The following is a 12146-nucleotide window of genomic DNA, read 5'->3' as shown; positions in this document are numbered from 1 at the left end:
GGACCCTGGGGGGCGAGCAGCGCGCTCTCGCCTGACCGCTGTTGGAGGCCAGGCGAGAGCGCAGGCGTCCCACAGGGACGCTCCTCAGACGGTAGACCGCAGCACGGACAGCGCGGCCCGCATCGAAGCAGCCTCGCCTTTTGCCAAGTCCAGCAGTCCGCAGCCCTCTCGGCTCGGTCACGAGGCAGGGAGAGATAGTCCGTTTGGGCCCGATCGCTGCGGGCGCCCGTGACTGAGCGAAGGGTCGGGAGTTGGAGAGCGCGTGCACATGACTCGATCGGCTCGGCCTTCGCCTCAGGACTGGCAGGGAGTCATCGACATGCTCCGCGCCGTCGAGAGGGTCCTGGCGCGGTCCGTTGATTCAGGGGCCATCGAGCCTCACGACCAACAGGCCATCGGCATGCCTTCCGCACTCGCGGGTTTCATGCCGGGCGGCGTCCGGGTTGAGGGCGCCATGTTCGCTGTCGGAGCAGCGCGGTGGCTGATCGAGCAGGCTGTGCTGGGCTCAGACCTCCCCGGATCGACGCTCGCACGCTCGAAGCACCACCTGGGTCTCGCCGGAGGCTACGTCGCCACCGCGTCGGAGATCGAGCTGTCGGCTCGACTAGCAGCGATGGACCGTAAGGACGCCTCGCGCGATGTCCCTTCCGCAGGACAGCCTGCGGGCCACTGGGGCTCCCCGGCATCTCTGTGTCGAGTGCATGGACTAACGGAACCGACCCCGGCCAGCTCGACACCCTGCCGGGCGACATTGACGACGGTCGTTTCGATGGACGCCGCCAGAATGCACAGTGGACTAGACCACTCACGCCGCCTACCAAAACTGGTACGCGCTCGACCGACGACGAACCTGTGGACACGGCCCCAAGAGGAAACGGCCCGAGCCGCTGCGGCAGGGCCGGAGAACGGAGAGAGCACCCACTACTCAACTAATAGGCGCTCGGGGAACTTCGAGGCGTTCCTAGGCAAGGCACCGACTCACGTGAGTCGCAGGTACGGCTAGTCAGTAGGCGCAGAGGGGCGTCATGGGAACGTTCCGAGGATGGTGCGGGCAGTGGGCCACGTGGTGCGGTGCTCCTGGGGCCCACACCACCTCAACGTTGAAGGGTGATGCACCCGCGGCGTCAGCTGTCGTCGCGTGCGCCGCAGGTCACCCCCGTGCACACTTAATTAAGGGTCGCCAAAACCTGCAACTCTTGCGTGTCAAGGCGCTATGGTCGGAGCAAGGGCTCAGCACTGCGCCCTTGCTGAGTGAGCACCGGCCAATCGGTTAGCCGCCTTCATGGCCGATGCCCACGTTGCGCTACGGCTTACCAGCCGTCAGAAGCGGTTGCTGATCCAGATCGCGATTTGAATCAGCAGCCAGACGTGGCGACTGGTAAGCCGCCGCGACCTCGGCTTCTCGTGCTTTCCCATCTCACTCTCCCTTCACCGTTGCGGTGCACTCGGACAACCGACCACATGTCGAACACGTGATCGGGAGGGCGAGCCAGGCAAGCGAGAGCCGTAACGATCTGACCCTATGCGCCCCGCTGCGGTGGCGTGGCGAATTCCCCAAGTCCGCAGATAACGGCCTTAGTTCTGTGGACGGAGGCGGCTCAGGTGGCACGCTGCTTTCGACTGAAAGCGTCAAGCGCATGCAGATCAGGGAGAGTTGAGCCGGCCGCACCCGCGGCGGTGCGCAGGCCTACACGAAACTCGTGTCGGGGCCGGCAGCGTGCACCATTTCGGCTTGCCCGCGCGTTGGCCAGGCGGGGTCGACAGACACGGTGACGCCTTCACGGTCCCTGCCCGCCGTCCATGCTCCGCGCATTGCCTCAGTACCCGGCGGCTCCGGTGGTGCCTCGTGGGAGTCCGGGAACTCGCGGAAACGGGGGTCATTGCGGTAGCGCCATGACCAGGCCGCGTGGCTGGGAAGCCACCGCCTGGACGACGGCGGGTACATGACCCGGCACCAGGCCTCCAGCCAGCTGGCCCTGCTCCGCTCCGGAACAAGGCACGCGCGCAGAAATCCTTCCATCTGCCCTTCGGTTGCTGGCAGTGTCTGGCGTCTGAGGATGCGTGAGGCACTGCTGATGGCGAGCCATTGGGCGCCGGCACGCTGCTGCATGGCGCGCAGGCTTGGGGATCCCGCCAGGTCATGCAGACGCACGAGTCCCAGGCTCAGCTCGGCCCGTGACGCGATCAGTTCGGGGTGGGGGGCGCGTCGCGCAGGCCGGTGGCCGCGCCGCTCCTCGATCCGGGCCTGCCTCCACAGCTGCAGGGCAGCGGCGTGGTCGTCCGTGTTCCCGCCACAGGCGGTGATGACGGCTTCGACGGTGCTCTGCGACGGGACGGTGCGGCCTGAGGCTGCGCGCTTGAGTGTTGCCGCGGACAGCCTGGTCAGGGCGGCCAGTTGCTGGTAGGTGAAGCCGGCTGTTTCGCGGTGCTGGCGCAGCAGGGCCGCGAGGTCGCCGCGGCGGCGGACAGTGAAGTCGACAGGGTTCTCCCGGCGTCCCATGGTGGCTGCCTCACTTGCCCAGGTGGAGGAGCATCTGGGCAAGACCGCTGACCAGACGTTTCCCGCCGCTGGCCGCGGTGAGCACGGCCACGCCGATCGCTCCGCAGCAGGCGAGGAGCCGGCAGATCTCGGTGACGGCCATGCCCGAAAGAGCCAGCCCGCTGCCCAGGGCAGGGAACGCGACGACCGGGACTACCTGGGCGAAGGTGAGGCGGGGCGTGGGGCTGCTGGTTGTTGCGGGTGGCGTGACCGCGGTGAGCTCATGGCCGGGCGCGGCGGTGTTGCGGGTGGGCAAAAGTCCCCCTGCGGAGAGAGGGCCGGCGTCTTTGGGCGCCGGCCGGCGTGGGCTACTGGCTGCAACGTGCGTGCGCACAGCGGGAATTGGCGTTCCCGCCGGTGCGTGGAGCGGATTCATTGTCGCAACACGCTGCGGATCTCGTGTCCCGCAAATGGCCCAGCGGGCGGCTTTGGCTCACGGGCGTTCCAGCCGGCGGCTCCAACTTCCAGATTCTTGTTGATGCGCACGCGTGAGCAGGCGTGCGGGCTCCTGCACTGGTCACGGCACGGCCGTCTCGCGTGACCAGCAGTGCCGGCTGGAGGAAGCGCTGGACAGGCCCTCTCAGGGGGTGGCTGTGGCACGGAGTTTGGTTCAGATCCGTCCATCTCTCGCTTGCGCCGCCGCCGGCTCATGACGAACCCTGGATGGTGACGGGACGGTCAACAGCCGCCCGCCCCCTGACGGCTACTGGCTGCAAACCGCGCTGGAACAGGGACTTCGGCAGCAACCGTGTTGGCGCACGGCCTGTCATCGTGGGGCCGGGATCTCTCAGGTGAGATGCCGGCCCCACGGCGTGAGCGAGGGCAGTGCGTGTCCTGTCCTGTCCCGTCTCGTGCCTGGCCGGACATCTCTCCCCCGGCCAGCCGCTGTCCACCCTTGAGGGCGAAGCGGGCGTATATCCCGACCTTTTGGTGGACTTCGGAGAAAGACTCCCCCTGCCGGGGCCATCGCAGCGATGCCCGGACATGCCGCCCTGCACCTGCCGCCCGCCACGGCGGCGAGGGCCGGGCAGAAAGGGGTGTGCTGTGGATTCGGCCTTGCGGGTGGTGCCCGTGGCGGGGGAAACGACGTGGTCCTTTGTGCACCGCGTGGCGGGCTCTTACCGGCTGCGGGCGGGCGACCTGCTGGCGGCGTGGCAGCGGGGCAACCGCGGGCACCGGGCCCGGGGGGCGCGTCCCGACGGCGAGGTGCTGCTCGACGAGACGGCGCAGGCGCAACTGGCCGGCTGGTGCCGGATGCCGGTGGAGCGTCTGGCATGGGCGTTGCCGTCGTGGTCGTCCCGGCCGCCCGTGCGGGCTGGGAGGGACGACGGGCAGGGACGGGGGCGGGCGGCGTGGCAGGCGGGGTCCAGTGCGTGGGGGCCGGTGGCGTTCGGGTGCCGGCTGTGCGCGGCCGGCCGCGGCGGGGGGCCGGTGTGGTTATACCGGGCGCGGTGGGGCGGCTGTGTGCGCGCCATGGCCGGTGGCTGCTGGATGTGGGAGGGGGACATCCGCTCGAGTTCGTCGATGTCGGCTTTCTGGCGGGCGAGTTGGGGCGGGCCCAGCGCGCTGGGGGCGGGTTGCGCGGGCCGCGGTGGCAGCCGATGCAGTGCCTGAAGAGGTGTTCGCGCCGGCGCGGGTGGTGGGAGCGGGAGGAGTTCGGGGAGTGGGATGCGGTGTGGGGGCTGCGGCTGGAGCAGGCGGCAGCCCGTGCGCGCCGCCGGTATGCGGACCTGGAGGGCTGGGGTGAGCGGCAATGGCGGCTGCTGGTGCGCGACGCGGTGGTCTTCCCGGACGTCGTCGTGGTAGCCGGGGCACTGGTGGATCCGCGGGTGCAGCAGATGACTGTCAGGGATAGTGCGGGCGGTCAGGTCCTCATCCATCACGGTCCAGTAGCGGATACCGGATGGGAGTTGGACAGGAAAGGCCCGCAAGGGTCTCCTCCATCTCTAGTGCAATGTGTCGCAACGATCCCGACAGCCTGAGAGATGTTAGAGAAAAACCCAGGTCACACGGCTAGCGCAGCGTCATGCCACGGTCTTGAAAGCCTGGGAGAACGACGACTAGGAGCACGGAGTCGCGCGGATCGGTGGTGACACGGTCGTGGACGACGTCGGCGTACGACTGCGAGCCGAAACCGCGGACCACCAGGACCGGGATGCCCACGTACGCGAGCCAGCCGGTGAGCTGCTGGCGCAGGGTGTCCTTCTCCGCCGCGCCGTACAGTGCGTGCTTCTGGCCCTCGGTGCGGTCCAGCCGGAACCAGCCGGGCATCTCCGCGACGAACGTGTCCGCGCCCTCCCAGGCGGGCGGGACGTGGATCTCCCGGACCGTGTCGATCAGGTCGGGGAACCTCCCCTCCCGGCGTGCCTTGGCCAGCTGCGCGGAAAGCCGCCGGTACGTCGGGGCGGCGTGCGGCAGCGCGCCCTCGGAGACCAGGCGGTACATCACCTGTCGCAGCGTGACGCCGCCCTCGTATGGCAGACCTCCCCCGCCCGCCCGGCTCCACCGTCCGCTGGCTCGACGGCCCCGATGCCGCCGGCACCAACTGGCGCCAGCTCGTCACCACCCGGCGAGAGCTGCTGAATAGGGGCTGCCGCACGTGATATCTCAAGTGGGCCCGCCCCCATGGATTGGAGCGGGCCCACGATGCCGATTTGAGGGGGCTATGGAATGGCGGGCCAGGCGTTCTTGCCGACGGCGATGGAGCCCTTGCCGTTGCCCTGGTAGAAGTTGAAGCGCTGCTGGTTGTTCCAGAGGCCGCCCATGTCGGTGTTGCCGTCGCCGTCGAAGTCACCGGCCAGGACGACGGGCATGCCCTTCCAGCCGTTGTCCGGCCACATGGGGACACCGTTTTCGAGGCCGCCTTGTGCGTTGCCGTAGCGGACGAGGGCGCCGGTGTCGGTGAGGGCGACCACGTCGTCGAGGCCGTCGTTGTTGAAGTCGCCGGCCACGACCTTCTGGGAGTACTGCCAGCTGTTGTCGCGCCACATGTTGCGCTTCTGGCCGGTGAGCTTGCCGTCGGCGCCGGTGGTGTAGGCGTACAGGGCGCCCTTGGGGCCGGCGTTCCAGACGGCGAGGAGGCCGTCGCGGCCGGAGGCGTCCGCCTTGAAACGCGTGAGCTGCAGCATCGGGTTCCAGTTGGTCGTCTCATCGAGCCACATGGGCTTGCTGAAGTTGAGAGGACCGTCGGCCGTACCGAGGTACAGGTGCAGGGGGCCGTTGGCCCACACGGCGGCGATGTCGGTGATGCCATCGCCGTTGAAGTCGCCGCCGACCATCCTGGTGATGGACTTGCCCCAGGATCCGTCGGTGTTCCACAGGGGACGGCCGTACTCGAAGGTCCCGTCCTTGCGCCCGTAGAAGGCGTGCAGGTTGCCGTCCTTGAGGGTGGCGGCGACGTCGGCGATGCCGTCGCCGTTGAAGTCGCCGCTCGTCATCAGGGAGGTGACGTCAGGAACGATCGCGGCGAGGCGGATCTGCTGCACCCAGCCGTTGACGTTGTCGAGACGGGCGTTGACGGCGCTGGCGCGGGTCTCAGCGGCATTCGTGCCTAGACAACCACCCTGCGAAGAGAGGAAGTTGACGGCGACAAGTTCGGGGGTGCCGTTGTTGTCGCGCAGCGCGGGACCGCCGGCGTCGCCCTGGCAGATGACCGCGTCGGCCGAGCCGTTGAGGTCGACCGTCTTGTCGCCGACGGTGGCGACCGTGAAGGCGGCGGAATGCAGCTTGCTGGGCACCCACTCGGTCTTCGTCCGCCCGAACCCGGCAGCTATCAGCTTGTCCGAGGCCGTGGGCGCGGTGGTGGCGACCTTGACCGGGGTGATGCCGGTGACGGGCTTGGCGAGCTTGACCATCGCTATGTCACGGTCGGGGTACGGGACCACGTAGGCGGCGTCGACGACAGTGCCGTCGGTCGTGGTGAGGTCGGTGCGGCCCACCGTCACCGTCGTCTTCACAGTCGGAGCACCGGTCTGGGCGGGCTTGCCGTCGACGGCAAAGCAGCTGGCCGCGGTGACGACCCACTGTGAATCCACCAGCGCACCGGAACAGGCCTGCCGGGCGCCGATGTTCAGCTTGGCGGAGAATGAGTAATTGCCGTTGGCGGCGTCGCTGCCGGCGAGCGCAGTGGCGGGAGAGGCGGCGGTTAGGAGCCCGGCTCCCATTGCTGTGGCGAGCGTGGCCGTAGCCCACGCAGTGCGAGAGCTCTTTCCAGACATGTGTGTTCCCTTACAAGATTGCGCCAATGGAGAGTCGAAGTGCGGCTAGGCATGCGGCAACGCGGCCGAACAGTTCTGCTTGTCGCCGAAGTTCAGCCTGACCGCGAAGTCGACGTCCTTGGCTTCGGTGCCCGACAGGGCACCCGCAGGCGTGGCGGCCAGAGGGCCAGTTGCTGCGGAGTGGGCGAACAGGCCAGCGAGCCGTGCAGCGGTGCAAAGCATGCCCGGAGTCGTGGGCGGCCCTTCGTTGATGGGTCGTCAGCGCGCGGCGCCCGGTTGTCGGCGGATGACGGCCACGCTGCAAGTAGCCGTGCTGCACCGTTGTCATGACGTCGACTCAGCAGCTGGCATTGGATGTGACTGGGTCAGCCGACGCGAAGTTCGATCAGGGTTGCCGGCACTCTCTGCGCAGTTGCCTCGCCATAGCCGGTGAAGTCGTTGGCCGGTGCATTGATGACGGTAATGTTACCGTCTGGATCCTTGATGGTGGTCTTCACTGGATCGGCTGTGGTCCAGATGCCATAGGCTCTGGCGATTTCCAGGGTGACGTAGCCTCGCTTGGCTTTCACTGCGAAGCAGAAATCTTTCTGCGGTTTCGTCTTGCTGTTGACGGTGATGTCCTGGGTGCCATCACATGCGGTCAAGATGATGTTCCCATCGCCGCGCTTGAGGATGATGCCCTGTTCAGCCTGGATCTGCGCGGCGTTGGGATAGTTGAAGCTTTCGACGGTCGAAAGCATCTCATCGCGGGTCGATGCCGCTGATGAAGCGGTGCCTCCGGTGACGGCGTGTGCCGCTCCGAGGGCCGTCGCGGTTACCGCCAAGGCTGCGGACAGACCGGTCAGGATCAGCTTGCGTGCACGGGGTATAGCCATGAGAGGCCTTTCGCGAGCAGGGGTTGGGATGTAAAGGTCCCGTCAAGTCATCGAATATTAGCTGCACTTGTGACTGGCCTCGACGTCGGCCCGCCTGTGACGGGTATCTCAGAAGAAGCAGCAGATTCCGTACAACCTTTCTTGCCCTGAAGGGGCCCACGGTCTGTTCCATGGGCGGTCCCCGTCTCGAGCCCGTGTTGGGGGAGTTCTTCTCGGTCCCGGAACTGAACGGCATATGGATCGAGTTACGATCATCCGGTCCGGCTCCCATGCACCGGCACTCTGCCGTGCCGCTGCGAGAGGAGACCTCTGGTTCGAGCTCAAGGCAATCGGCACACCTTCTTGTCGGTGCCCTTGAGCTGGCTGGGCCGAACTTTCGATGTGTAGTCAAAAATGGGGGGCCCGCCGAATGAAACGGCGTATTCTGTCCCGGTCTCTAGGCTCGGGAATACCTTCGGCGCGTAGACGCGTGTTGAGAACAGTGCTGGCTACCGGCCTGCTGTCCGGCCTCATGGGAGCGCCGAGCGCGCTGGCCGCCGAGGCGCCCGCTGTGCCAGCCGATGTGCGTAGCCAGATTGTGGGCTACTGGCGGAACGGCGGCGATGACCTGAAGTTGGCCGCCGAGCAAGCCCTGCTTGGCGGCGACGACGCCGTTCGTAAATTCCTGCAGGACGCTCCGTCCATCCAGGACGACGACAACCGACTCGACGCTGCTCGCCTTGCGATGACCGGTGGACCTGAGGTGAGACAGGCCGCCAAGGAGGCGATGGGCAAGTCCCCCAGCGAGCTCGAGCGGTTCCTCCTAGACGGCTTCGAGACGGCCCAGGACGACGATGCCAAGGTGGACATCGCCCGTATGGTCACCCTCGGCGGTTCCAGTGTGCGCGAGGCTGGCAAAGAAGCCCTGCTCGGCACGGCAGAAGACCGGGAACGTTTTCTGCAGTCCGGCCAGTACGAGGCCCGTCAGGAAGACAACAAGGTCGATGTCGCCCGCATGACAAACACGGGCGGCCCGAACGTGAAGGCTGCCGCGAAGGTCGCTCTACGGGGCACACCCGACGACATAGTCGAGTTCCTGGAGATCGGCCAGTTCGTCGCCCGCAACCGGGATCAGGAGTATGCCTCCGTCGCCCAACTGACCGAGCAGGCCAAGGAAGCCGGTACGCAGGCCGAGGCTGCTACGAAGCAGGCCGAGGAGGACTCCAAGAAGGCGATCGAGGCCTCTGATCGGGCTAAGACGGCTGCGAAGAACGCGGCCGCCCAGATGCAGGACACCAAGCTCGATTCCCGCCAGGCCGCGGTCAAGGCGAAGGAGGCCGCCGCTGCGGCTCGATCCGCAGCGCAAGCTTCGCAGGAGGCCATCGGCTCAGCGAACGCCGCCAACCGTGCAGCGCGCAGAGCCGCACTTGCTGCGTCCCAGACCGCTGCTGCTGCCGCGGGCGCCGCGGAAGCCGCGAACAAGGCCTACAACGCGGCCATCGCTGCGGCCGGTAACGCCAGTGAGGCGGAGAACGCACGCAAGTCCGCTGCCGGTGCACGGTTCGCAGCACAGCTCGCGACTGACTCCGCAGTAGCTGCCCATCATGCAGGGCTGGCTTCCACTGCCGCGAAGATCGCATCGGGCGCGGCAAAGGACGCCGCCGCAAACTCCGACGAAGCAGCCAACTCGGCGGAAGCGGCGAACAACTACGCAGATGCCGCCGGTGCACATTCCTCCGAGGCCCGCCAGGCTGCAACCGAGGCCCGCCGGCATGCCAACGCGGCCCGAGCCGCAGCAGACCGCTCCACCGCTTACGCAGCCCGTGCAGCGCAGGCAGCATTCGACGCCCGCGACTGCGCGAACTCAGCCGCCGCACACGCCAACAAAGCAGCCGACTTCGCAGACGAAGCAGCCCAGCACGCGGGCGACTCGGCCGCCTACGCAGACCGTGCCAAGAAGAACGCTGACGCGGCAAAACTCGCAGCGGAAGCTGCAGCTGCAGCGGTGACCAAAGCCAAGGAAGTTTTCACTCTCGCCCGGGAGGGCGAGGCACTGGACCTGCAGACGCGCACTGAAGGTGCGATTGAGCAGGCCCGCTCCCTGAAGTCCAATGGCGAGGCCCACATCGCCGCTTCCGCCTCGGCCCAGGTAGCGGCCCTGTCCCTGAACGACACCGCTGCCACTCTCGCTCAAGTTGCCGCCCAGCCCGACGTGGATGTCAAAGCCACCGCAGCCAAGGGCCGCGAGCTTGCGCTGCAGGCGCTCAAGCAGCTGGGACCCTGGCACCAGGAGGCGGCCGCCCGTGCACTGTCCGGAGCCGACCAGGACGTTCTGGACTACCTGCGCACGCGCTGGAAGGAGGCCAGCGAACACGACATCCGTGAAAACGTCGTCCGCCTGAGCACTCAAAGCCCCTACACCACTGTCCGCACAGCGGCGGCCGAAGCCCTTAAGGGGGCGCCCGAACAGATCCAGGGCTTCTACGCCAGCGGCCAGTACGCCGTCGCCATCGATGAAATGAAGGTCGACGTTGCCCGGCTCACCAACACCGGTGGCCCCAGCGTCGCCGAGGCCGCCAAGAAGGCACTCGCCGACGGAAACGGCAAAGTACTGGCGACATTCCTGCAAGTCAACCAGTACAGCGAACGCGTCACCGACGACAGAGTCATCGCCGCTCGGCTGACCAACACCGGCGGCCCCGAGGTCAAGGCCGCGGCCAAGATTGCGCTGGCCGGCCCGCCCGATCTGCTCCACTCCTTCGTCGCCACCGGCCAGTACATGGCTCAGCGCAAGGACGACTTGGCAGCCAACCACATCCACCTCGTCGAGCGCCTCCTCGCCGAAGGCCAACAGGTCGCCGCGAAGGCCATGGAGAACCGCTGGCGCGCCGCCGAAGCTGCCGCCAGGGCCAAGGCCGCCGCAGCAGACGCCGACATCGCCGTGGTCGAAGCGAAGAAGTCCGCCGCAGCTGCTGACGGGTACGCGGCCGAGGCCAAGACGTCCGCCAATGCCGCCGCCGCCTCGGCAGCCGACGCGGCCAAGTCAGCCGCCACGGCACGCGCTGCCGCCGCGCGGGCGGAACAGGACGCAACCGCTGCCGAGAACTCCGCATCCGACGCCGAGTTCTCAGCCGCCTATGCTCGCCAGTCCGCCCAGAAGGCCAATGCGGCCAAGGCAGACGCTCTGCAGTCCGCCCTCGCCGCCGGCAAGAGCCACGAAGAAGCCGAGGCCGCGTCAAAGGACGCCTGGCAATCAGTCTTCGACCTGCGTGAGAAAGAGGCAGAGGAAGCCCTCCGGCAGGAACTGGAGGAGCGGAAAAGGCAGGAACAGGACGCCAAACCCAAAAAGGTGTGCGTCCCGTTCACCAGCCGCGAAAGCATAGTGCCGCTTCTGCCATGCCTCGCCGACCCTGACAACTCAGAGATCAGGCCATGGGAAGACGAACCTGTCCTGCGAAACATCATCTGGGAGCTCACCGGCCTCAACGACATCAAGGAGTGCATCCAGAACCCCACCGCATTCGGCTGCACCATGGCCGCCGCTGGCGTGCTGCCCCTGGGCAAGCTAAGGCTCCTCGGTAAGATCGACAAAGGTGTCGAGGCCCTCAAGGACTACCGCAAGACCCGACGCTCCGTCGGATGCCTAGTCGGCGCAGCCACCCACAGCTTCCCTGCCGGCACCAAGGTCCTCATGGCTGACGGCACCGGCCGCCCCATCGAACAGGTCCAGCCAGGCGATAGCGTTACCGCAACGAACCCTGCCAACGGCGAGACCGGATCCCGCGCCGTCACACGCGCGATCCACACTCCCGACGACCGCAACTTCACCAACGTCACCCTGACGGACGCATCCCACCTCACGTCGACGGATCGCCACCCCTACTGGGTCGAGAACCGCAAGCGCTGGATCGACGCCGCCAACCTCCGGGTAGGCGACGCCCTGCGTACTCCCGTCGGCACAGCGGTACAGATCGGCAGCATCAGCCACTGGACGGGCCTCCAGCCCGCCTACGACCTCACTGTCGATGACCTCCACACCTTCTACGTCTCCACCGGCACCACCAACGTCCTCGTCCACAACAACGACGAAGGCTGCCCGCTATGGGTTCGGAAGGCGCTTGATAAACTCCCCTCATCACCCGAGGGCGCTACAACTGAAGGATACGTTTTCTATCCCGACGGCAAGCCGCTGTGGGAAAAGACCGTAAAAAGTGGCGTGGGCGAAAACTCGGAAGAAATTAATAAGTACCTGCGGGAGTCTAAAGATTTCCCAGACTTCCGAGGGTATTCTTCCGTATCTCATCACACCGAAGTGAAGACCGCTTGGGAAATGAGAAACAAGGGAGGGCCCGGCGACATGCATATCGTAATTAATAAGAACTACGTTTGCCCGAAGGTGGCCTCCGAGAACGCTGCAGGCTGCAGGCAGGCCGTTCCCGCCATCCTCTACGAGGATCAAACCCTATGGGTGCACTACCCTGGGTTCGAGAAGGGCATTCCGCTCAAGGGCACGGTAAAGAGGAAGTAGGGACGATT

8 protein-coding genes are annotated in these 12146 nt (G+C 66.7%); 2 read left to right on the top strand and 6 right to left on the bottom strand.

Annotated features, from left to right (window positions below; all coding sequences use genetic code 11):
* Positions 1 to 1687 precede the first annotated feature (1687 nt).
* From ACFYZA_RS36720 to ACFYZA_RS36710, 3 genes are all read right to left on the bottom strand, one after another.
* Entirely contained in the window at positions 1688 to 2500 is an 813-nt protein-coding gene (locus tag ACFYZA_RS36720; protein ID WP_388494728.1) for a helix-turn-helix domain-containing protein, read from the bottom strand.
* A 10-nt stretch (positions 2501 to 2510) separates the two neighbouring features.
* Entirely contained in the window at positions 2511 to 2795 is a 285-nt protein-coding gene (locus ACFYZA_RS36715) for a hypothetical protein (RefSeq protein WP_388494727.1), read from the bottom strand.
* A 1757-nt stretch (positions 2796 to 4552) separates the two neighbouring features.
* Complete coding sequence (locus tag ACFYZA_RS36710; RefSeq protein WP_388494726.1) at positions 4553 to 4987, bottom strand: hypothetical protein; 435 nt, start codon at positions 4985 to 4987, stop codon at positions 4553 to 4555.
* A gap of 26 nt (positions 4988 to 5013) precedes the next feature.
* On the opposite strand from ACFYZA_RS36710, the gene ACFYZA_RS36705 reads away from it, so the two are divergent.
* Positions 5014 to 5142 carry a hypothetical protein gene (locus tag ACFYZA_RS36705; RefSeq protein WP_388494725.1) on the top strand — a complete coding sequence of 43 codons (129 nt, stop codon included), beginning with the start codon at positions 5014 to 5016 and terminating at the stop codon, positions 5140 to 5142.
* 60 nt (positions 5143 to 5202) lie between these two features.
* On the opposite strand, the gene ACFYZA_RS36700 is transcribed toward ACFYZA_RS36705, so the two are convergent.
* The 3 genes from ACFYZA_RS36700 to ACFYZA_RS36690 all read right to left on the bottom strand — a co-directional run bounded on the left by ACFYZA_RS36700 (position 5203) and on the right by ACFYZA_RS36690 (position 7631).
* Positions 5203 to 6756 (bottom strand): trypsin-like serine protease, encoded by a 1554-nt coding sequence (locus ACFYZA_RS36700; RefSeq protein WP_388494724.1) that lies wholly within the window; start codon positions 6754 to 6756, stop codon positions 5203 to 5205.
* Between the two features lie 45 nt (positions 6757 to 6801).
* Positions 6802 to 6978, bottom strand: coding sequence for a hypothetical protein (locus ACFYZA_RS36695; RefSeq protein WP_388494723.1), 177 nt, complete (start codon positions 6976 to 6978; stop codon positions 6802 to 6804).
* Between the two features lie 143 nt (positions 6979 to 7121).
* Positions 7122 to 7631 (bottom strand): hypothetical protein, encoded by a 510-nt coding sequence (locus tag ACFYZA_RS36690; protein ID WP_388494722.1) that lies wholly within the window; start codon positions 7629 to 7631, stop codon positions 7122 to 7124.
* 481 nt (positions 7632 to 8112) lie between these two features.
* Here ACFYZA_RS36690 and ACFYZA_RS36685 point away from each other — a divergent pair, with 481 nt between their 5' ends.
* Positions 8113 to 12138, top strand: coding sequence for a DddA-like double-stranded DNA deaminase toxin (locus ACFYZA_RS36685; protein ID WP_388494721.1), 4026 nt, complete (start codon positions 8113 to 8115; stop codon positions 12136 to 12138).
* Positions 12139 to 12146: the final 8 nt, after the last annotated feature.

It is taken from the genome of Streptomyces sp. NPDC001828 (assembly GCF_042892175.1).
In the GTDB taxonomy this organism is placed as follows: Bacteria; Actinomycetota; Actinomycetes; order Streptomycetales; family Streptomycetaceae; genus Streptomyces.
Note: the sequence above shows the minus strand (reverse complement) of the source record. Positions and strands in the feature narration are given on the sequence as shown.